The organism is Acrocarpospora corrugata (assembly GCF_009687845.1).
In the GTDB taxonomy this organism is placed as follows: Bacteria; Actinomycetota; Actinomycetes; order Streptosporangiales; family Streptosporangiaceae; genus Acrocarpospora; species Acrocarpospora corrugata.
The window spans coordinates 41,924-63,899 of the sequence record NZ_BLAD01000080.1 but is presented as its reverse complement, the minus strand read 5'-3'; the positions used below and the strand labels follow the sequence as shown (position 1 = coordinate 63,899).

The window sequence follows — 21,976 nt, the reverse complement described above, 5'->3', positions numbered from 1 at the left end:
GTCGATTGTGCCTCTTTCGTAGAACATCATTCTATTCGGGGTGGGGGGAGGCGGACGTACAGGAGGGCGAGCAGGAGGGTGGTGGCGGCGCAGGCCGCCCAGGCCCAGCCGACGCCGGTGGTGGTGGCGAGCGCGCCGAGGGCGACGGCGGAGACGGTGCCGCCGGCCTGGAGCAGCAGGGAGTTGACGGAGAGGACGGTGGCGCGCATGCCGGAGACGACGCGGCGGTGCAGGAGTTCCATCCGGATGACCTCGCTCAGTGAGAGTCCGGCGAAGATGGCGACATATCCGGATCCGGCGCCGATCATTCCGGCGGAGCCGATCAGCACGACCGACCAGGCCAGGCCGCCCACCGCGATGGCGGTCACCACGGTTCCGGCGATGGCGGCGCGTTCCGAGGTCGTGAACCGGCGCGCGAACCAGGGCGCCAGCGCGCCGCCGACCCCGTTCGCCGCGAACCCGACGGCGGCCACGACCGCGTAGGCCGTGCTCCCGGTCTCCACTCCCCCGGTCAGTACGGCCAGCCGCCCCGGCGTCAGCATCTCGATCGCGTTCAGCATCACGCCGAGCCCGACCGACACCAGCAGCAGCCGCCCGACCCCGCGATCCCGGACCGTCACCCCGAAGCCGCCGCGTACGGCCACCGGCACGCCGCGCAGCACCCCGCCGAACGAGACCCTGCTCATCCGCCTGGGCTCCCGCAACACCGCCAGCGCGGCCACCAGCAGCGCGACCCCGGCTCCCGCTCCCGCCCAGATGGGCAACGCCAGCCCCTGCCCCGGCACCAGCAACGGCAGCGCCCCACCGGCCAGAACACCACCACAGAGCGCGACCGAACTCGCCACCGACCCGGCGGCCAGCCCCGGCTTGAGATCCGCCTCCGGCCCTTCCGCCTCATGCAGCGCGTCCACGAACCACGCCTCCACCGGCCCACTCGACAACGCCCTGGCGATCCCCTTCAACACCATCGCCACCACGAACAACCCCACCGAGTGAGCAACCGCGAGCACACTCAACCCGGCAACGGTGAACACCGCGGAAACCACCACAACCGCCCGCCGCCCAACCACATCGGCAAGCCCACCGGTGGGCAACTCAAGCGCGATCGCGGTAACCCCGTAAATCGCGAACACCACCCCGACATCGGCCAGATCCAGCCCACGCGAGGTCATGAGCAGCACCTGGGGAGCCATCATCAGGCCGGGAGGCAGCCAGCTCAGAAAGCTCACGAGGACGAATCGCCAGCGGATGGAACGGGGGGACATTGTGATCACCTCACGGGATTGGATGTTGGTCAGGGGGTTCTCCCACCCACCCGCCCTTTGGGTCGCTGGCGCTCTGCCCGCTCGCCGCTGTCGGCTTCGCCGTCGAGTGCGCCGCCGCGTGCGCGGTCGGAACGACCAAGCGCGGCCCGCCCGACTGGGGAATCAACGGAACGGTTCCGAGCGGTGGGGATAGGCGCCGAGGTAGATGTGCACCTGTTCGGCGTCGAGGGCGGCTTCGTCGTGTTCGGAGAGTTCTTCGATCAAGGCGGTGACGCGTTCGTACAGGGCCATGACGGAGGCGGGGGTGAGGCGGCCGAGTAGGTCGGACATGCCGGCGGCTTCGATCCAGGGTTTGGGCCAGTTGTCGTGGTCGCGGTGGAAGTCGTCGATGGAGGCGGTCATGACTTCGAGTTGGCGGTGGCGCATGAAAGCGGCGGCTTCGCGGCCTTCGGGGGTGCTGCCGAGTTCGGCGTTGCTCCAGGAGGTGTATCTGTGACGGGCGCGCCAGCGGCGTTCGCGGCGGTCGCGGGGGGTGGGGTCTTCTTCTGTGAAGCCGAAGCGGGCGAGTTGGCGCAGGTGGTAGCTGGTGGAGCCGGAGCTTTCTCCGAAGCGCTGGGCCAGTTCCGTGGCGGTGGCGGGGCCGTCGACGCGGAGGGCGCCGAGGAGGCGGACCCGGAGGGGGTGGGCGACCGCTTTGAGGGTGCGGGGGTCGCTGACGTGGTAGACCTCGTCCATATCGCAAAGATAGCTTTGCAAACAAGACTTTGCAATCGTGAAACTTTCACGAGCGCGAAGGAGATATCGCCCGGTCACCGTGGGTCGCCGTCGGCGGCCGTTGACTGAGGGGAAACGTGTTGGAAACATCAATGGACTCACCGTAATGGGAGCGCTCCCACCTCCCTGACGCACGGCCCGCAACCGAGGTGCACCTTGAATCCAGCGAGACATCCGAACAGACCACGTCGACTCGCCGCCGCCATCGCCGCCATGGCCCTGCTCGCCACCGGACTGACCCCGACCGCCGCGCACGCGGAAGGCCCCGAGCAGATCGCCAACGGCACCTTCGACAGCACGACCGCGCCCTGGTGGAACACCGGCAACCTCACGGTCGGCCTCGACAACGGGCGGCTCTGCACCGACGTCCCGGGCGGCACCGTCAACCCGTGGGACGCGATCATCGGCCTGGACAACATCCCCCTGGTCGCCGGTGAGACCTACGCCTACACCTTCTTCGCCACCGCCACCCCCGCCCGGGTGGCCCGCGCGCTGATCCAGCTCCCGGTGGACCCCTTCACGTCCTACCTCACCGCCAACCCGGAGCTGAGCGTCTCCGGCAACACCTACAACTACACGTTCACCTCACCGGTGGACCTCCCCACCGGCCAGGTCGCCTTCCAGCTCGGCGGCAGCGCCACCCCGTGGCGGTTCTGCCTGGACAACGTCTCCCTGACCGGCGGCGCCGAGCCCGAGGTGTACACCCCGGACACCGGCCCCAGGGTCCGCGTCAACCAGGTCGCCTACCTGCCCAAGGGCCCCAAGAACGCCACCGTCGTCACCACCGCGACCACCACGCTCCCCTGGCAGCTGAAGAACGCCGCCGGCGCGGTCGTCGCGCACGGCCAGACCACCCCGCGCGGCGTGGACGTCTCCTCCGGCCAGAACGTGCACTCGATCAACTTCGGCGGCTACACCAACGCCGGCACCGGCCTCACGCTGACCGCCGACGGTGAGACAAGCCGCCCGTTCGACCTCTCCGCCACCGCCTACGACCAGCTCAAGCTGGACGCGCTCAAGTTCTACTACACCCAGCGCAGCGGCATCGCGATCGACGACGCGCTCCGCCCCGGCTACGGCCGCCCGGCCGGACACGTCGGCACCGCCCCGAACCAGGGTGACACCAACGTGCCCTGCCAGCCGGGCGTCTGCGACTACTCGCTGAACGTGGCCGGCGGCTGGTACGACGCCGGCGACCACGGCAAGTACGTCGTCAACGGCGGCATCTCGGCCTGGCAGGTGATGAGCACCTTCGAGCGCACCAAGAACGCCGCCACCGCCGAGCCGATCGGCGGCCTGGCCATCCCGGAGAGCGGCAACCCGGTGCCCGACGTGCTGGACGAGGCCCGCTGGGAGCAGGAGTTCCTGCTGAAGATGCAGCGCCCCGACGGCATGGTGCACCACAAGATCCATGACCAGAACTGGACCGGCCTGCCGCTGCTGCCGCACCTGGACCCGCAGCTGCGCGAACTCCACCCGGTCTCCACCGCGGCCACCCTGAACCTGGCCGCCACGGCCGCGCAGGCCGCCCGCCTGTTCGCCCCGTACGACGCGGCGTTCGCCGCGAAGAACCTGACCGCGGCCAAGAAGGCGTGGACGGCCGCCAAGGCCAACCCGTCGCTGCTGGCCTCCCCGGCCGACGGCAACGGCGGCGGCGCCTACAACGACGACAACGTCACCGACGAGTTCTACTGGGCGGCGGCCGAGCTCTACATCAGCACCGGCGAGAAGGAGTACAAGGACTACCTGCTCGCCTCCCCGCTGCACACCGCCGACATCTGGCGCGACCGCGGTTTCGACTGGGCCGCCACCGCCCAGCTGGGCCGCCTGGACCTGGCCACCGTCCCGAACGCGCTGCCGAACCGCGCCGCCGTGCGCGCCTCGGTCCTCGCGGGCGCCGACAAGTACCTGGCCACCCTGAAGGCCCACCCGTACGGCGTGCCGTACGCGCCGGCCGACAACGTCTGGGACTGGGGCTCCAACAACCTGGTGCTGAACAACATGGCGGTCATGGCCGCCGCCTACGACCTCAGCGGCCAGAAGAAGTACCTGGACGGCGTGCTGGAGGGCATCGACTACATCCTCGGCCGCAACGCGCTCAACCAGTCCTACGTGACCGGCTACGGCGAGGTCGCCTCGAAGAACCAGCACAGCCGCTGGTACTCCCACCAGCTCAACCCCGACCTGCCGAACCCGCCGCGCGGCACCCTGTCCGGCGGCCCGAACTCCTCCATCCAGGACCCGGTCGCGCAGACCAAGCTGCAGGGCTGCAAGCCGCAGTTCTGCTACATCGACGACATCGAGTCCTGGTCCACCAACGAGCTGACCATCAACTGGAACTCGCCGCTCTCCCAGCTCTCCGCGTTCATCGCCGACCAGGGCGACGGCTCGGTCGTCGCGGCCGGCAAGTGCGACGTCAACTACCGGATCCTCGGCTCGGTCTCGCAGGGCTTCGCGGCCGAGGTGTCGGTCAAGAACACCGGCTCCAGCACGATCAACGGCTGGTCGCTCAAGTGGTCCTTCCTGGGCGGCCAGAAGGTCCTGGCCGCCGTGGGCGCGGACCACAGCCAGAGCGGCGCGACCGTCACCGCGAAGAACATCGCGCTGAACAAGCAGATCAAGCCCGGCAAGACGGTGAAGTTCGGCTTCGTCGCGAAGAGCGCTCCCGGCGCGAACCCGGTCCCCGACCTGGTCACGCTCAACGGCGCAGCTTGTAAGTAAAGGGGTGCGGGATCCGCGGCTCCTCGGGGGCGCCGCGGGTCCTACCCTGGTCGGTGTGATCGACGACATCTGGGTGGACGAGCGCGTCCGCGAGCTGAGGCCCGACTTCGCCGTGCTGGTCATCGGCGCGTCCGGGCTGCGCAACGGCCCCTCCGACGAACGTTCCCGGGCCTGGCTGGCCGACGCGGCGGCGCGAGCCGTACCCCTCGATCACGAGAAGATCGAGGCGTGGCGGGCCGCCTACCGCGCCTTCGGCGCGAAGCCGCAGCGGACCAGGCCCTCGGTGGACGCGCTGATCCGGCGGATGCCGCTGCCCGAGATCAACCTGGTGGTGGACGCCTACAACGCCGTGTCGGTACGGCACGCGCTGCCCATCGGCGGCGAGGACGCCGGGCACTACGCGGGCCCGGCCCGGCTGGTCCGCGCCACCGGCGACGAGCCCTCCGACCAGGCCCTGGGCGACCCGGAGATCGGCGAGGTGGTCTGGCGGGACGACGTCGGCGTCACCTGCCGCCGCTGGAACTGGCGGCAGTGCGTGCGGACCCGGATCACCGAGCAGACCGTGGACGCGGTGTTCCTGCTGGAGCGCCTGGAACCGATGTCAATGGACGAACTCGCCGATGCGGGAGAGGAATTGCGGGATCTACTGGCCCAGATCTCCCCCGAGGTGCGGACCGAAACCCGCACGCTGGGCTGATGGGCTCGGATCGCTCCAACGACGAAAGCCCATAGGGTGAGAGGGGGCGCGCCTTACTGTTCGGGGCGAGTAGCCTTGGACAGGTCTTAACATCAACGCCGGTCTGCGGAAGAGGGCGATTTCCGCCGTGTCGTCAGAGTCGTCGCGGTCAAACCCGCTGACAAGCTTCGGGCAAAACGAGTGGCTTGTCGACGAGCTGTACCAGAAGTACCTCCAGGATCCCGAGTCAGTGGACAAGGCCTGGTGGCACTTCTTCGCTGATTACAACGGGACGGGGAAGACAGCCCCGCCCCCGGGAGCACCCAACGGCGCCACCCCTGCCGCCGCTCCCGCAACTCCACCGGCGCCCCCCAAAGCCGCTCCAAAGCCTGCCGCGCCGAAAGCGGCCGCGCCGCAGAAGCCGAAGGCGGCGGCCACTCCGGTGCCTTCGGGGGCCGACGAGGAGAAGCTGCGCGGGGCAGCCGCGAGGACCGCGCTCAACATGGAGGCGTCCCTCTCGGTGCCGACCGCGACCAGCGTGCGCGCGGTCCCGGCCAAGCTGCTGATCGACAACCGGATCGTCATCAACAACCACCTGTCCCGCGGGCGCGGCGGCAAGATCTCCTTCACCCACCTGATCGGTTACGCGATCGTCCAGGCGCTGAAGAGCATGCCGGAGATGAACCACGCCTACACCGAGGTGGACGGCAAGCCGACCCTGATCAAGCCCGAGCACGTGGGCCTGGGCCTGGCCATCGACGTGCAGAAGAGCGACGGCACCCGGCAGCTGCTGGTCCCGTCCATCAAGGTCGCCGAGACCCTCGACTTCCAGCACTTCTGGATGGCGTACGAGGAGATCGTGCGCAAGGCCAGGTCCGGCAAGCTGGGCGTGGACGACTTCCAGGGCACCACCATCTCGCTGACCAACCCGGGCACGATCGGCACCGTGCACTCGGTGCCGAGGCTGATGCCGGGCCAGGGCACGATCATCGGCGTGGGTGCGATGGAGTACCCGGCCGAGTACCAGGGCGCCTCCGGCGACACGCTGTCGAGGCTGGCCATCAGCAAGGTGATGACGCTCACCTCGACCTACGACCACCGGATCATCCAGGGCGCGCAGTCGGGTGACTTCCTGCGCCGGATCCACCAGCTGCTGCTGGGGGCCGACGACTTCTACGACGACATCTTCGAGTCGCTGCGCATTCCGTACGAGCCGGTCCGGTGGACCAAGGACGTGTCGGCCACGCACGACGACGACGTGGCCAAGTCGGCGCGGGTGATCGAGCTGATCCACGCGTACCGGGTCCGCGGCCACCTGATGGCCGACACCGACCCGCTGGAGTACCGCCAGCGCAAGCACCCCGACCTGGACATCACCAAGCACGGCCTGACCCTGTGGGACCTGGAGCGCGAGTTCCCCACCGGCGGTTTCGGCGGTCGCCCGCTGATGACGCTGCGTGAGGTGCTGGGCGTGCTGCGGGACTCCTACTGCCGCACGGTCGGCGTCGAGTACATGCACATCCAGGGCCCCGAGGAGCGCGCCTGGATCCAGGCGCGGGTGGAGAAGCCGCACGCCCGGGTCAACCGGGAAGAGCAGCTGCACGTGCTGAGCCGGCTCAACACCGCCGAGGCGTTCGAGACGTTCCTGCAGACCAAGTTCGTCGGGCAGAAGCGCTTCTCGCTGGAGGGCGGCGAGTCGCTGATCCCGCTGCTGGACTCGGTGATCTGCTCGGCCGCGGCCGAGGAACTGGACGAGGTCGTCATCGGGATGGCCCACCGGGGCCGCCTGAACGTGCTGGCCAACATCGTCGGCAAGTCCTACGCGCAGGTGTTCGGCGAGTTCGAGGGCAACCTGGACCCGCGCTCCGCGCACGGCTCCGGCGACGTGAAGTACCACCTCGGCGCGACCGGTGACTTCGTCTCGCCGGGCGGCAACAAGATCACCGCCTCGGTGGTGGCCAACCCGTCGCACCTGGAGGCCGTCGACCCGGTGCTTGAGGGCGTCGTCCGGGCCAAGCAGGACCTGCTGGAGCGCGGCGAGGAGGGCTTCACCGTGCTGCCCGTGCTGGTGCACGGCGACGCGGCCTTCGCCGGCCAGGGCGTGGTGGCCGAGACCCTGCACCTGTCCCAGCTGCGCGGCTACCGCACCGGCGGCACCGTGCACATCGTGGTCAACAACCAGGTCGGCTTCACCACCTCGCCGGCCTCCTCCCGCTCGTCGGTGTACGCGACGGACGTGGCCCAGATGATCCAGGCCCCGATCTTCCACGTGAACGGCGACGACCCCGAGGCGGTCGTCCGGGTCGGCAAGCTGGCCTTCGAGTACCGCCAGGCGTTCCGCAAGGACGTCGTGATCGACATGATCTGCTACCGGCGGCGCGGCCACAACGAGGCCGACAACCCGAGCTTCACCCAGCCGCTCATGTACGACCTGATCGACGCCAAGCGCTCCACCCGCAAGCTCTACACCGAGGCCCTGATCGGCCGCGGCGACATCTCGGTCGAGGAGGCCGAGCAGGCGCTGCGCGACTACCAGGAGCAGCTGGAGCGGGCCTTCACCGAGACCCGCGAGGCGTCCAGGAGGCCGCTGGAGCCGGGCGCGGTGGTCAAGCCGCCCACCGACGAGGCGATCCCGTGGTCGCACGACGACGTCAAGTCGATGATCTCCCAGGAGACCGTGAAGCGGGTCATCGACACCCAGCTGAACATGCCCGAGGGCTTCACCGTGCACCCGCGCCTGTCGCCGGTGCTGCAGAAGCGCGGCTCGATGATCGAAGAGGACTCGATCGACTGGGCCACCGGCGAGACCCTCGCCTTCGGCTCGCTGCTCCTCGACGGCCACCCCGTCCGCCTGGTCGGCCAGGACTCGCGCCGCGGCACCTTCGGCCAGCGCCACGCGGTGCTGGTGGACCGGGTCACCGGCGAGGACCACACCCCGCTGAAGACCTTCAACGAGGGCACCACGAAGTTCTACGTCTACGACTCGCTGCTCAGCGAGTTCGCGGCGCTCGGCTTCGAGTACGGCTACAGCGTGGTCCGCCCCGAGGCCCTGGTGCTCTGGGAGGCCCAGTTCGGCGACTTCGTCAACGGCGCCCAGTCGATCATCGACGAGTTCATCTCGTCGGGTGAGCAGAAGTGGGGCCAGCGCTCCTCGGTCGTGCTGCTGCTGCCGCACGGCTACGAGGGCCAGGGCCCGGACCACTCCTCCGCCAGGGTCGAGCGGTTCCTGCAGATGTGCGCCCTGGACAACATGACCGTGGCGCAGCCGACCACTCCGGCGAACTACTTCCACCTGCTGCGCTGGCAGGCGCTGTCGGACCGGCGCAAGCCGCTGATCGTGTTCACGCCCAAGTCGCTGCTGCGGGCCAAGGCCGCGGCCTCGGCGACGGCGGACTTCACCTCGGGCGCGTTCCGGCCGGTGCTGGGCGATGAGACGGTGGATCCGGCGAACGTCAGCAAGGTGGTGCTCTGCTCGGGCAAGGTCTACTACGACCTGGCCGCCGCCCGGGACAAGTCGGGCCGCCAGGACGTGGCCGTGGTCCGGCTCGAACGGCTCTTCCCGTTCCCGGAGAACCCGCTCAAGGCGGAACTGGGGCGTTATGCCCCGGACGTCGAGCTGGTCTGGGCGCAGGACGAGCCGGTCAACATGGGGCCGTGGCCGTACCTGACGCTGCGGCTGACCGAGCGGCCGGACACGCTGGGCGGGCGTCGCCTGCGCCGGGTGTCGCGGACGCCGAACTCGTCGCCGGCGGCCGGTTCGCACGCCGCGCACGACGCCGAGCTCGCCGCGATCGTGGAAGAGATCTTCGGATAGCACGTCGCCGGGAAGTCCCCCACGGCCGCCGCCGTGGGGGACTTCTCCGTATAGGGAGGAAACACTGTGTATTTCACCGACCGGGGCATCGAGGAACTGGTCGAGCGCCGGGGCGAGGAGGAGGTGGCGATGCTCTGGCTGGCCGAGCGGCTGCGCGAGTTCGTCGACCTCAATCCCGACTTCGAGACCCCGATCGAGCGCCTGGCGACCTGGCTGGCCCGGCTGGACGACGAAGACGAGTAACGCGATACATCTTGACTTTCGCCTAACGCGACATATCGTGTTTGTAGTGATGTTCGCGTGAAAGGCACTGCGCCATGTCCCAATGGACCGTAGAGAAACCTGAGCAGCTGACGTTCGGCCCGGTCACCGCGCTGTCGGTGCGGATCGTCGGCGGCCATCTGGCGGTGCTCGCCAGTGATGGGCCGCCCACCCTGGAGGTCAGCGAGATCGGCGGCGCGCCGCTGGTGGTCGAGCACGACGAGGAGGGGCGGCTGACCGTCAGCTACGGCGACCTCACCTGGGAGGGCCTGCTGAGCTGGCTCAGGTCGGGCGACCGGCGCTGCGTGCTCACTCTGACAGTGCCGAAGGACTGCCCGGTGCAGGCCGGGGTGATCACGGCGGGGGCGGTGCTGGCCGGCTTCGAGGGCACCACCCGGGTCAAGAGCGTGTCTGGAAATATCGTGCTTGATGGGGTGAGCGGCAGCATCACCGCCGACACCGTGGCGGGCACGGTGGAGAGCCGGGCGCTGGCCGGGGATCTGACCTTCAGCAGCGTCTCGGGCGAGCTGACCGTGGCCGACGGCCTGCCGCACCGGCTGCGCGCCAAGACGGTGACCGGCCGGATCACCGCCGACCTGGAGCTGGCCCCGACCGGCAACGTCACCTTCACCAGCATCTCGGGCCCGGTGTTCGTCCGGCTGCCCCGTACGGTGCACACCGACGTGTCCCTCAAATCCACCTCCGGCACGCTGGAGAGCGAGTTCCCCGGGCTCGTGAACGGCGGCGGCCCCGGGCAGCGGTCGCTGTCCGGCCGGTTGGGCGGGGGCATGGCCTCGCTCCGGACCACCACCGTGTCGGGCGACATCACCCTGCTAAGTAAGGAAACACAGGCATGAGTCCCGTTTTCGGGCATGGACGGCTCCGGCTCTATCTGCTGAAGCTGCTGGAGGAGAGCCCGCGGCACGGTTACGAAGTGATCCGGCTGCTCCAGGACCGGTTCCTCGGCGTCTACTCCCCCTCCCCCGGCACGATCTACCCCCGGCTGGCCCGGCTGGAGGAGGAGGGCCTGGTCACCCACGAGGTGGTGGAGGGCAAGAAGGTGTTCACCCTCACCGACCTCGGCCGGGCCGAGCTGGCCGACCGGATGGACGAGCTGGCCGAGCTGGAGCGCGAGCTCACCGCCTCGGTCCAGGACATCGCCCGCGAGGTGGGCGAGGACGTGCGGCAGACCGTGCGCTCGCTCCGCCACGAACTCACCCAGATGGCCCGCAACATCAACCCGGACAGCGCCAGGGAGACCAGGGACGCCTGGCGCGACCAGAAGCACGAGTGGCAGCGCCAGCGGGACGAGCAGAAGGACGAGTGGCGGCGGCAGAAGCGGCAGTGGCGGGAGGAGACCGAACGCTGGAAGACCGAGTGGCGGCGGATCTGGACCGACACCTGGTCGATGACCGGCTTCCCGTTCGGCCCAGAACGGCCCGGCGGGGTCTCCGAGGAGCGGGCGACCGCCAACGACGCCTCGCTCGGCCACGCACTGGCCGACTTCGTCTCCGACCTCCGCTCCGCGGCGGCCGAGACCCGGCTGTCAGAGGCCGATCTGGCCGCCTGCCGGGCCATCCTGGACGAGGCCGCGACCCGGATCAAATCCCGCCTCGACTCCTAACTCTGGCCTGGTACGCGATCGGCAGGTAACGCAGCCGTTCGGGCAGCCGGGGCGCGACGGCGGCCACCATCCGGCCGAGCCGCCGCAACCGGCGCTCGTCGGCGGCCGACCAGTCCAGCCCGAGCCGGTCCCGGACGGCCGGCGGCAGCGTCCCCACGATCAGGAACAGGTTGACCCGGTTCGCCCCCAGCGCATGCTGTCCCCACAGCCGCCTGAGCACCCCCGGCAGGTACGGCGGCGCCCCCACCCGCCGGGCCGAGTCGAGCACGTCGTGCGCGGTCGGATGATCCTCCAGCGTGTTGGCCACCATGTCGTCTAAGTACGTCCAGTAGTCGGCGACGGTGGCCGGGAACATGCGTTCCGGCACCTGGAGGATCCGCCCGAGGTGCTTGACCTCCTCGTAGGTCCGCCGCTCCTGCTCCGGGGTGAGCTCCGTGCCGAAGTAGCGGGCCACGGTGACCGTCCGCTCGAACGCGGTCAGGTGCACCCACGCGTACGGCTCCGCCGACAGGGCGTGATATTTCCGGCCCTGGTGGTCGACGCCGCTGATGTCCTTGTGGAGTTCCCGGAGGCGGCGGCCCTCCTCGATCGCCCGTGGGCCGCCGTACACCCAGGTGAGCAGCGAGGTGAGCGAGCGGTCCAGCCGCCCCCACGGATCGGTCCGGTAGACCGACTGCTGGCCCACGGCCGCGCCGATCTGCGGGTGCATCACCTGCATGACCAGCGCGCCGCCGAGCACCAGCATCAGCCGCCGGTCGCCCATGCCCTCCCAGAGCAGCGAGCCGGGCCCGAACGGTTCCACGCGAGTGGTCTCCATATATCCAAGTAAATCTTCACTTATGTGGTGAAGACCACCTTCCCGAACAGTTCACCGGCGTGCATCGCGGCGAAGCCCTCAGCGGCCCGGTCCAGCGGCAGCACCCGGTCGATCACCGGCCGGATCCCGGTCTGGTCCAGGAAGACCGCCAGCCGGGCCAGCTGCTCCCGCGTCCCCATGGTCGAGCCGATGATCGACTTCTGCTGGAAGAAGACCTGGGCCAGCTTGGTCGGCGCGACCATGCCGCTGGTCGCCCCGGAGATCACCACCCGCCCGCCCGGCCGCACCGCGCTGAGCGAGTGGTCCCAGGTGGCCAGCCCGACGGTCTCCATCACCGCGTCCACCCGTTCGGGCAGCCGGGCGCCGCTTTCGAACACCCGGTCAGCGCCCAGCTCCAGGGCCCGCTCCCGCTTCTCCGCCCACCGGCTGGTCGCCCACACCCGCAGTCCCCCCGCCCGCCCCAGCGCGATCAGCGCGGTCGCCACCCCGCCCCCGGCGCCCTGCACCAGCACGGTCGCGCCCGGCTGCACGCCGGCCTTCTCGAACAGCATCCGGTAGGCGGTCAGCCACGCCGTCGGCAGGCAGGCCGCGTCCTCGAATGACAGCCCCGCAGGTTTCGGCACCAGGTTGCCGCGCGGCACCGCGACCTGCTCCGCGAACACGCCGTCGTAGCTCTCCGACAGCAGTGACCGCTTGGGGTCGAGGGTCTCGTCCCCGTGCACCGGCGTCCCGATGACCGCGTGCACGATGACCTCGCGCCCGTCCTCGTCCACCCCGGCCGCGTCGCAGCCGAGCACGATGGGCAGCCGGTCCTGGCTGATCCCCACGCCCTTCAGGGTCCACAGGTCGTGGTGGTTGAGCGCGGCGGCGCGGACCGTGACCGTGGTCCAGCCGTCGGGGACCACCGGGTCAGGGCGCTCGCCGAGCGTCAGGCCCTTGAGCGGGTTGTCGGGATCGGTCTGCGTGGCGGTGACAGCGAACATGCCAGAACATTACTCGGGACGGATCCTGATGCCTTCGAGCGCCCGCGCCACGAAGTCGCGGCGGCCCGACGCCGACACCTGGTAGTCGCCCCGGCAGGTCATGCCGAACGAGCCGGACCTGCGGGTGATCTCGGGCGCGATCCGGGAGCTGCCGTCACAGTCCGGCATGGGCGCGATCACCACCAGCGGGCCGACCCCGCCGCCGATCCAGAGTTGCGGGCCGACCGGCTGCCCGGCCAGGATCCTGCCCGGCTCCATCATCTTGACCGGCGGATCCGTACGGAAGGTGAGGAAGCCATCCGAGGTCACCTCGCCGTGCACGCTCTCGGCCAGGGTGAGCCGCTCCTCGAAGGTGAGCGGCATCGGCTGGTCGCGGAGGGTGATCCGCCAGTCGTCGAAGCCGTACAGCAGGATCTGCCCGCCGCCACCGACCTGGCGCGGCCAGAGCGTCACCGCCGGGGTCAGCCGGCGGATCATGGGACCGCCCGCGACCACCTCCGCGTCGCCCTGATAGGGCGCGACCAGCTCGCGGAAGGCGGTCCCCATCAGCACCGTCGCGTACGGCCGCAGCCCCAGCTCGGCCAGGCGCAACTCGGCCGGATAGCTGACCCTGGCCCGGCTCCCGTCCGGGAAGGCCACCTTGATCGTCCGGGTTTCGCCGCCGCTCGCGTCCGGATGCACCATGTTCACCGTCGGCCGGAACGTGGACAGCGCGGGGAGCGGCGTCGGCGTCGGCTCGGGCGCGGGGGTCTCCCGGCTGAGCAGCACGCCTCCCACCGGAACCGCCACCGCCAGCGCGATCACCACACCCGCGATCCAGCGCCGCCTGGACGGCCGCTGTTCGATCACGTCGAACCTTGCCACAGCGAAATCATGGTCCTTCGGCGCGCGGCTGGCAACCAAAACTTTTGGGACGCCTGTTGCCAGCGGGATGGAAATCGATGGAGACCGGCCCGGAATAACTTGTCAACCGATTCCCGGTAGGCCTGTGACCTGCGAGAACAATTCATAACCGGGGGTTATGAATAACGGAAGGGCCACCAAGCGGAGCCTTCTCGTTATAGCTGCGCCGGACGCGGCGAACGGTCATTAACGTTCTATGCGTTTCCTCTGGATTGGGACGTGCCCTCGAATTCGTCCCAACTGTTTAACGAGAAAGGCGTGAGGTGGATCGCCGCGACGACGGTGCCCTGGTGGGTGCCCGCGCGGCCCGTCCAAGCACGCGGGACTCGTTAAGAAAGGAGTCACATTGATCTCCCGAGCACGGCGTATCTCAATCCCCGTCGCCGGCGCGCTGGTCGCGTTCGGCGTCGTCGGCGCCAGCACCTCCGCCGCCGCGACCGACCCCCAGGACGTCACCGCCAAGGCGGCCGTCACCACCGCGGACGCGGCCACCGCGTTCTGGACGCCCGAGCGGCTTCGGGCGGCCAAGGACCGCACCGAGGAACTGGGCAACTCCGTCAAGGGTTCCGGCCAGCCCAGCTCGGCCGAGCCGGACGGAAAGCCCGGCCTGGTCCCGCCGATCGGCGGCGAGGCGAAGACGTCCAACAAGAGCAAGCAGGTCAACCTGCCCAACACGGTCGGCCGGGTGTTCTTCACCCTGCCGGGCAAGAACCCCTTCGACCCGAAGAGCTGGAAGTACTGCTCGGGTACTTCGCTGCAGGGCAAGTACCGCAACGTCGTCGCCACCGCGGGACACTGCGTGTACGACCCCGCCAGCAACCGGTTCTACGACAACTGGATCTTCATCCCGTCGTACTGGGATGGGAACCAGGCCTGGGAGGGCAAGACCCCGTACGGGATCTACCCCGCCAAGTGGTACCAGGCGCACGACGACTTCGTGGTGAAGGAGGACTTCGACTACGACTACGCGTTCGTCAACGTCGCCTCCGGATTCAAGGTCAGCTGGGACAAGGGGAAGCTCACCAAGACGCCGGTCGGACGGCTCGGTGACAACGTGGGCGGCCAGGGCTTCACCTGGAACCGCAGCACCAAGGTCACCGTGTTCTCCTTCGGCTACCCCGCGGGCCCGCACCCCGACGGCGACCGTCCCTTCACCGGGCGGACGATGAAGTGGTGCTACGGCAAGACCGCGCCGATGCCGGCTGCTGCCAAGTTCAACGTGCAGGAGCACATCGGGATCAAGTGCGGCATGACCGCGGGCGCCAGCGGCGGCCCCCTGCTCCTGAACTACAAGAGCAAGAGCCGCACCGGCTACCTCAACGGTGTCAACAGCATCGCCTGGGACACCGACGGAAACGACCGGTACGACCGTCTGTCCTCGCCGTACTTCAACAGCGAGACCTACGACGTCTACAAGGTCGCGGCCAACCGGTGGACCCAGTGATCCATCGATAGCGACCAAAAAGGGCCCGGCTCGCCTGAGCCGGGCCCTTCGCGCTGTCAGAAGTCGAAGATCGGGCCGGTCATCGCGCGCAGTTCGCACGCGTTCCCGTAGGTACGCTCGAATGAGAACGTTCCACCATCCCAGCTGCCGGTGGCGGTGACCGTGACCGGATCGAAGATCAGCGTGCAGACGGTGCCGTCCGGCTCCAGCACGGAGAGGTCCCCCCTGACCTTGGCCAGTTTGGCGCACGCCTCCGCGGCTTTGGGGTGGGTGCCGCGCGGCGGCGAGCAGGCCAACAGCGCCACCCGGGTGAACGGCCGCCGGGAGTCGGATTTGGCGATGGTGAGGACGAAAGCCCTGACTTTTCCGGGTAGCGCGCTATCAGCGGAGATATCAGGCTGGACCGCTGGCGGCGGCGTGGCCGCCGTACAGGTCGCGATGATGGTGGCGGCGAGCAGGGCGGCCAGACGGCCGCCAGACGGCTTGATCATGAGCGCAACGATCTCCCCGGGTCACAGGATGATCAAGCGCCCACTCCGCACCATGGGGAAATCTGACGCAGTCCAGTCTCGTTCGGTTCCCGTTGTTTCATAACGAGAAGGCCAAGAAGGTGTGCCGAACACCTGTTGATCTGGAAAAATCACCCCTTACGATCGATATCACCAGCGGAAAGGCCCCCCGATGTCCAGGCGAACCCCCCTCACCGCCCTCGGCGTGAGCGTGGCCGCCGTGCTCGTGGCGTCGGGACCGGCCCTCGCGCAGGCTCCCCAGACCCAGCTTCCAGGCGACGTGGTGACGTACCCGCTCGGCTCTTCCAGCGCCGAGATGCAGCGGATCGCCGCGTACTGGACGCCGGAACGCCTCAGGTCGGCGAGCACGTACGTGCCGAGCACCAAGCCCTCCGCCAGCGCGCGGGCCGCCCCCTCGATCGCCGAGGTCGTGCCGTCCGGCAAGAGAGCCGCCAAGGCTCCCAAGAAGAAGGAGCCCGGCGAGCCGCCCATGGTCGGCAAGGTCTTCTTCAAGCTCGGCGCCAAGGAGTACTGGTGCTCCGGCTCGGTGGTGCACTCCAAGAACCGCAACCTGGTGGCCACCGCCGGCCACTGCGGCTACTCGCTCCCGCAGAACCGCCCGGTGGAGAACTGGATCTTCATCCCGTCGTACGCCAACGGCAGCACCGACGCCGGGATCTACGTCGGCCACACCCTCTTCCTGCACCTGGACTATCCCGGCAAGGGCGACTTCGACCGGGACTACGCGTTCGTCACCGTGCACCGCGGTTTCACCTGGAAGACCACCTCGGGCGGTTATCAGCGGACCGACGTCGGCCGCCTGGAGGACAAGGTTGGCGCGTTCCGATTCGCCGCGACGAAGGGCACCTCGCTGGCGGTCAACGCGTTCGGCTACCCGGCGGGGGCGCATCCGGACGGGAGCCGGCCGTACAACGGGCAGGCGGTCCGGGCCTGTAGCGGGGTCACCGACCGCAAGTACGTGACCGCGCCGACCTACCTGCTCAGCCACGGCGTGCTGCTGCGCTCCTGCGGCTTCACCGCCGGGGCCAGCGGCGGCCCCTGGGTGCTCAACTACGACCGGGCCAGGCGGACCGGGTTCCTCAACGGCGTGACCAGCCTGACCTGGAACGTCAACGGCGACGGCCGGCTGGACGCGATCTCGACGCCGTTCTTCAACGCCATCACCCAGCGGGTCTACAACGAGGCGGCCAAACAGGCCACCGGGTAAGTGGTCTGCAAGCCACTTGAAGGCGCTGGTCTTTACCTTCATCCCAGCACACCCTCTGGCTTGAAGGAGTCCCATGCACACCCGTGCGAAGAACCTCGTCCTCCTCACCGCGTCAGCCGGCTTACTGAGCGCCGCGCTGGTCTCCCCCGCCGCGGCCGCCGACGACGTCGCCGCCGACCCGCTGGCCGGCAGCGGCATCGCCGCCTGGAACGTCGTCGCCTTCTGGTACGCGCAGAGTAAGGCCAACCTCCTCGCGGCCACTCCCTACGACGTGGAGACGAAGGTCGTCGCCAAGCACCTCTCCAAGGGCGGCCCGGCCGCCGACGGCAAGCCCGGCAAGGTCGAGCCCATCGGCGGCGCCGGCCCCACCAGCTCCAAGAACGTCAACCTGCCCAAGACCACCGGCAAGGTCTTCTTCCTGGACGCCGACAAGAACCCGCACTGGTGCACCGCCACCTCGCTCCAGTCCAAGTACCGCAACCTGGTCGCCACGGCCGGCCACTGCGTCTACGACACCGAGTCCAACGCGGCCACCATGAAGTACTGGATCTTCGTGCCCGGCTACTACCAGGGCAAGACCCCGTGGGGCATCTACGTGGGCAAGCAGGCCTTCACCCACTACGACTTCGACGTGTACGAGGACTTCGACCGCGACTACGCCTTCGTCACGGTCTACAACGGCCTGAAGGCCCCGCACAGCGGCGGCCCGGTCGACGGCGACTGGAAGCAGGTCAGCAAGACCGAGTACGACAAGTACCGCAGCTACGGCAGCAACCCGTGGGTGGTCAGCCACTACACCAAGAAGGTCGGCAGCAAGTACTACATCTGGAAGTTCGTCGACGCCGGCCGCCTCGGCGACAACGTCGGCGGCCAGGGCATCGCCTGGAACCAGAGCCGCACCGTCAGCGACTACGTGTTCGGCTACCCGAGCGGCTCGCACCCGGACGGCAACTACGCCTACTCCGGCCAGACCCAGAAGTGGTGCTACGGCAAGACCTTCGGCGCCTCGGCCGCCGCCATCAAGGCGGAGGAGCTGCTCGGCATCAAGTGCAGCTTCACCGGTGAGGGCTCGTCGGGCTCTGCCTGGCTCTACAAGTACAGCAACAGCACCCGCCGCGGCTTCCTGAACGGCGTGACGGCCGCGGTCTCCGACACCGACGGCAACGACCGGATCGACACCAGCCTCTCGCCGTACTTCGACGGGGAGACCTACGACATCTACAAGCACGCGGCCAACCTGTGGTCGGGTTCCATCGCGTAACAACCCCAGATAACCCCAGAGACCGAAGGGCCCGGCTGCGGCGCACACCAAGCCGGGCCCTTCGCATGCCCTGACTTTTGACTCAGAAAAATTGGCGTAAAACCAGGTAAACCAAAGGGCTCGCTCAAACGACAGGGCCTCTATAGGTTGTGTGATCTGCGTCACACTCGAAAGTGGCCCGTTCCACAGCGGCCTCACCTGCCCCTGGGCCCCGGGGAGCCTCACCAGGCCATTCAGCTGCCCAAATACCGCCAGCACCGGGCAAACCAATAGTTTTTCCGGCAGTCAACTGAATAACGGGAATATCTCGGGTACTCAGCGTAATGATCCGACTCCGGCGATCGGCTTATCGTTCCCAAGATCCGCGCGATATGGTCCGGGCTATCCCTTTCCTGACGCATGGGACGCAAGAAGCGTTCCACGACAGACCAAGGAGTTCCCCCATGAAGCGCACTCTCGCCTTTGGTGGCGTTGTCGCCACCGCTGGCCTCCTGGCCGCGGGCCTCGCCGCCCCCGCCCAGGCCTCCGGTGACGTGGTCGGCACCCCGCTGGCCAACACCGGTCTCGCCGCGTACGAGATCACCGCGTTCTGGCTCACCGAGCGCGCGGCCAACCTCGTCGCTGCCACGCCTTACGACGTGGAGACGAAGATCGTCGCCAAGCACATCTCCACCGGCGGCCCGGCTGCGGACAGCAAGCCCGGCGTCGTCCCGGCGATCGGCGACGAGAAGAAGACCACCTCGAAGTCGAAGAACATCAACCTGCCCAAGACCACGGGCAAGGTGTTCTTCAGCGACGGGTACGAGTGGGTCAAGGTGCCCAACACCGAGAACCGCTGGTACAAGAAGGCGAAGAACCCGCACTGGTGCACCGCTACGTCGATCCAGTCGGCGTACAAGAACCTGGTCGCCACCGCGGGTAGCTGCGTCTACGACACCGTCGGCAACAAGTCCACGATGGACAACTGGATCTTCGTCCCGGGTTACTACCAGGGCAAGACCCCGTGGGGCATCTACGTGGGCAAGCAGGCCTTCACGCACTACGACTTCGACGTCTACGAGGACGGCGACCGCGACTACGCGTTCGTCACCGTCTACAACGGCGTCAAGGGCCTGCACGACGGCAGCGCCGTACTGGGCGGGTACAAGGAAGTGTCGAAGGCTGTCTACGACAACTTCCCGTACGCGTGGAAGGAGAAGGGCTACTACTGCTGGTTCTTCAACGGCAAGTACTACGTCTGGGCGTTCGAGGACGCTGGTCGTCTCGGCGACAACGTCGGTGGCCAGGGCCTCGCCTACAACCAGAAGGTCGGCAAGCCGGTCTTCGTGTTCGGTTACCCGAGCGGGTCGCACCCGGACGGCAACTACGCCTACTCCGGCCAGACCCAGAAGTGGAGCTACGGCAAGACCTTCGCTGCCAGCGCTTCGGCCATCAAGGCTGAGGAGCTCATCGGGGTCAAGTCGTCCTTCACCGGCGAGGGCTCGCTCGGTTCGTCGTGGCTGGCCGGGTACAAGAACACCCGCCGTCTCGGCTACCTGAACGGTGTCACCATCGGCGTCTCCGACACCGACGGCAACAACCGTTACGACACCAGCATCTCCCCGTACTTCGACGGTGAGACCTACGGCGTCTACAGCGCGGCCAAGAACCTGTGGTCCGGCTCGATCGCGGTTCCGTCCTACAGCTAGGACGGGGTCGGGTTACTGGAACCTGACTGACACCACACTCTGAAGGGTCCGGCCTTGGCCGGGCCCTTCATTGTTGTCGGGGCCCGGCTGGGAATCTCCGGGGAGCCCTCTGGGGACCTCTGGGGAGAGTGCTGGGAGGGGCCTTAGACGCCTGGATCGCTCCTGCGGTGCCATTTGGAAACTGTGATTTACGTCACATCGCGTAAACCTCGCGGGCACCCCGCGCCTCCCCGTGCACCACCCCACCGTCCGTAAATCCAGTCAATGATCTGGCCAAACGTCGCTGCGGCATCACAGCTTGACCACCCCGCCTGACTGATCACGGAACCGTAACGGGAATCCGGGGCCTTCCGGGCACCCCCGAACGACTACCCGTTCCCAAGATCGGCACTGTAAATTCCGGGCTATCCCTTTCCTGACGCATGGGACGCATGAGGCGTTCCACGACAGACCAAGGAGTTCCCCCATGAAGCGCACTCTCGCCTTTGGTGGCGTCATCGCCACCGCCGGCCTCCTCGGAGCCGGCCTCGCGGCTCCCGCCGGCGCTGCCGGTGACGTGGTCGGCACCCCGCTGGCCACCACCGCGATCGCTGGCAAGAACATTGCGGCGTTCTGGTTTGCCGAAGGTGCGGCCAACCTGATCGCCGCTACGCCTTACGACGTTGAGACCAAGATCGTCGCCAAGCACATCTCCACTGGCGGCCCGGCTGCGGACAGCAAGCCCGGCGTCGTCCCGGCGATCGGCGACGAGAAGAAGTCGACGGCCAAGTCGAAGAACATCAACCTGCCCAAGACCTCGGGCAAGGTGTTCTTCCTCGGCTCTGACTTCAAGCCGCACTGGTGCACCGCCACGTCGATCCAGGCCGCCTACAAGAACCTGGTCGCCACCGCTGGTAGCTGTGTCTACGACACGGTTTCCAACAAGGCCACGCTCGACCGCTGGGTGTTCGTCCCGGGTTACTACCAGGGCAAGACCCCGTGGGGCGTGTACGTCGGCAAGCAGGCGTTCACCCACTACGACTTCGATGTGTACGAGGACGGCGACCGCGACTACGCGTTCGTCACCGTGTACAACGGTCTGAAGCTGCCGCACGGTGGTTTCGCCGACATCAAGAAGCCGTCCGACATCGGCTCCTTCGCCGAGGTCACCGAGGCCGTGTACAACACGTACTCGCCGTGGGCGCGCTGGAAGGTCGGCAGCAAGTTCTACGTCTGGAAGTGGATCGACGCTGGCCGCCTCGGCGACAACGTCGGTGGCCAGGGCCTGGCCTACAACCAGAAGGTCGGCAAGCCGGTCTTCGTGTTCGGTTACCCGAGTGGGTCGCACCCGGACGGCAACTACGCCTACTCCGGCAAGACCCTCAAGTGGAGCTACGGCAAGACGTTCGCCGCCAGCGCCGCCGCCATCAAGGCGGAGGAGCTCATCGGTGTCAAGTCGTCCTTCACCGGCGAGGGCGCGCTCGGCTCGTCCTGGCTGGCCGGGTACAAGAACACCCGCCGTCTCGGCTACCTGAACGGTGTCACCATCGGCGTCTCCGACACCGACGGCAACAACCGTTACGACACCAGCATCTCCCCGTACTTCGACGGTGAGACCTACGGCGTCTACAGCGCGGCCAAGAACCTGTGGTCCGGCTCGATCGCGTAGCGTTCAGCCAGCAGTGAGCGAAGGGCCCGGCCATCGGCCGGGCCCTTCGTTTTGCCCGGAATCATCAGATAAATCATGAAATCCGCAACAGTCGAGCGATCTTAGACGTAACGAGGCACCCAATCGGTGCCATCTGAGCACTGTGATTTGCGTCACAGCGCCGACGCGGCGCCGGCCCCTCTTGTCACAGGACCATCTCGGACTCCACGGTCATCATCCAGTCAACCAACTGGACAAACGTCGCTTTAGCATCACGACTTGACAAGAAATCCTGACATGTCACGAAATGATAAAGCGCACATGGGCGTCACACGGTCCCCTCTGAACGGGTTCCTATGGCCAAGATCCGCACGATAAGTT

General features: G+C 68.0%; 17 protein-coding genes. 11 read left to right on the top strand and 6 right to left on the bottom strand.

Going from position 1 to position 21,976, the window contains the following annotated elements; translation table 11 throughout:
- Nucleotides 1-26 precede the first annotated feature (26 nt).
- Nucleotides 27-1,265, bottom strand: a complete 1,239-nt coding sequence (locus Acor_RS31730; RefSeq protein ID WP_155340456.1) for an MFS transporter — start codon at nt 1,263-1,265, stop codon at nt 27-29.
- 162 nt (nt 1,266-1,427) lie between these two features.
- A complete protein-coding gene (locus Acor_RS31725) occupies nt 1,428-2,000 on the bottom strand; it encodes a winged helix-turn-helix domain-containing protein (protein ID WP_170317161.1) in 573 nt (190 codons plus the stop codon).
- A 252-nt stretch (nt 2,001-2,252) separates the two neighbouring features.
- Between Acor_RS31725 and Acor_RS31720 the strand changes: the two genes are divergently transcribed.
- The 6 genes from Acor_RS31720 to Acor_RS31700 all read left to right on the top strand — a co-directional run bounded on the left by Acor_RS31720 (nt 2,253) and on the right by Acor_RS31700 (nt 11,135).
- On the top strand, nt 2,253-4,760 hold the full coding sequence (locus Acor_RS31720; protein ID WP_155340454.1) for a glycoside hydrolase family 9 protein: 2,508 nt from the start codon (nt 2,253-2,255) through the stop codon (nt 4,758-4,760).
- 55 nt (nt 4,761-4,815) lie between these two features.
- The gene (locus Acor_RS31715; RefSeq protein WP_155340453.1) at nt 4,816-5,457 is read left to right on the top strand and encodes a B3/B4 domain-containing protein; all 642 of its coding nucleotides are present in this window, start codon (nt 4,816-4,818) and stop codon (nt 5,455-5,457) included.
- Between the two features lie 127 nt (nt 5,458-5,584).
- Nucleotides 5,585-9,250, top strand: a complete 3,666-nt coding sequence (locus Acor_RS31710) for a multifunctional oxoglutarate decarboxylase/oxoglutarate dehydrogenase thiamine pyrophosphate-binding subunit/dihydrolipoyllysine-residue succinyltransferase subunit (RefSeq protein WP_155340452.1) — start codon at nt 5,585-5,587, stop codon at nt 9,248-9,250.
- 66 nt (nt 9,251-9,316) lie between these two features.
- Nucleotides 9,317-9,493: a DUF6104 family protein gene (locus Acor_RS42430; protein ID WP_170317160.1), complete on the top strand. Its 177-nt coding sequence runs from the start codon at nt 9,317-9,319 to the stop codon at nt 9,491-9,493.
- 74 nt (nt 9,494-9,567) lie between these two features.
- Nucleotides 9,568-10,368: a DUF4097 family beta strand repeat-containing protein gene (locus Acor_RS31705; protein WP_155340451.1), complete on the top strand. Its 801-nt coding sequence runs from the start codon at nt 9,568-9,570 to the stop codon at nt 10,366-10,368.
- The gene (locus Acor_RS31700) at nt 10,365-11,135 is read left to right on the top strand and encodes a PadR family transcriptional regulator (protein ID WP_155340450.1); all 771 of its coding nucleotides are present in this window, start codon (nt 10,365-10,367) and stop codon (nt 11,133-11,135) included. The genes Acor_RS31705 and Acor_RS31700 overlap by 4 nt, the downstream gene beginning before the upstream one ends.
- On the opposite strand, the gene Acor_RS31695 is transcribed toward Acor_RS31700, so the two are convergent.
- From Acor_RS31695 to Acor_RS31685, 3 genes are read right to left on the bottom strand one after another with little or no spacing between them, the layout of a single operon-like run.
- Nucleotides 11,113-11,937: an oxygenase MpaB family protein gene (locus Acor_RS31695; RefSeq protein ID WP_246239401.1), complete on the bottom strand. Its 825-nt coding sequence runs from the start codon at nt 11,935-11,937 to the stop codon at nt 11,113-11,115. The genes Acor_RS31700 and Acor_RS31695 overlap by 23 nt on opposite strands.
- A 35-nt stretch (nt 11,938-11,972) precedes the next feature.
- The gene (locus Acor_RS31690; protein ID WP_155340448.1) at nt 11,973-12,935 is read right to left on the bottom strand and encodes a zinc-binding dehydrogenase; all 963 of its coding nucleotides are present in this window, start codon (nt 12,933-12,935) and stop codon (nt 11,973-11,975) included.
- A gap of 9 nt (nt 12,936-12,944) precedes the next feature.
- The gene (locus Acor_RS31685; RefSeq protein WP_155340447.1) at nt 12,945-13,799 is read right to left on the bottom strand and encodes a hypothetical protein; all 855 of its coding nucleotides are present in this window, start codon (nt 13,797-13,799) and stop codon (nt 12,945-12,947) included.
- Nucleotides 13,800-14,184: 385 nt separating this feature from the next.
- Here Acor_RS31685 and Acor_RS31680 point away from each other — a divergent pair, with 385 nt between their 5' ends.
- A complete protein-coding gene (locus Acor_RS31680) occupies nt 14,185-15,282 on the top strand; it encodes a trypsin-like serine peptidase (RefSeq protein ID WP_155340446.1) in 1,098 nt (365 codons plus the stop codon).
- Between the two features lie 56 nt (nt 15,283-15,338).
- Here Acor_RS31680 and Acor_RS31675 read toward each other — a convergent pair whose 3' ends face one another.
- Nucleotides 15,339-15,773 carry an SSI family serine proteinase inhibitor gene (locus Acor_RS31675; protein WP_155340445.1) on the bottom strand — a complete coding sequence of 145 codons (435 nt, stop codon included), beginning with the start codon at nt 15,771-15,773 and terminating at the stop codon, nt 15,339-15,341.
- A gap of 190 nt (nt 15,774-15,963) precedes the next feature.
- Here Acor_RS31675 and Acor_RS31670 point away from each other — a divergent pair, with 190 nt between their 5' ends.
- From Acor_RS31670 to Acor_RS31655, 4 genes are all read left to right on the top strand, one after another.
- The gene (locus tag Acor_RS31670; RefSeq protein ID WP_155340444.1) at nt 15,964-17,019 is read left to right on the top strand and encodes a trypsin-like serine peptidase; all 1,056 of its coding nucleotides are present in this window, start codon (nt 15,964-15,966) and stop codon (nt 17,017-17,019) included.
- 73 nt (nt 17,020-17,092) lie between these two features.
- Nucleotides 17,093-18,280, top strand: a complete 1,188-nt coding sequence (locus Acor_RS31665; RefSeq protein WP_155340443.1) for a trypsin-like serine peptidase — start codon at nt 17,093-17,095, stop codon at nt 18,278-18,280.
- A gap of 443 nt (nt 18,281-18,723) precedes the next feature.
- Nucleotides 18,724-19,968, top strand: coding sequence for a trypsin-like serine peptidase (locus tag Acor_RS31660; RefSeq protein WP_155340442.1), 1,245 nt, complete (start codon nt 18,724-18,726; stop codon nt 19,966-19,968).
- Nucleotides 19,969-20,434: 466 nt separating this feature from the next.
- Entirely contained in the window at nt 20,435-21,616 is a 1,182-nt protein-coding gene (locus tag Acor_RS31655; RefSeq protein ID WP_155340441.1) for a trypsin-like serine peptidase, read from the top strand.
- The last annotated feature ends 360 nt before the right edge of the window (nt 21,617-21,976 follow it).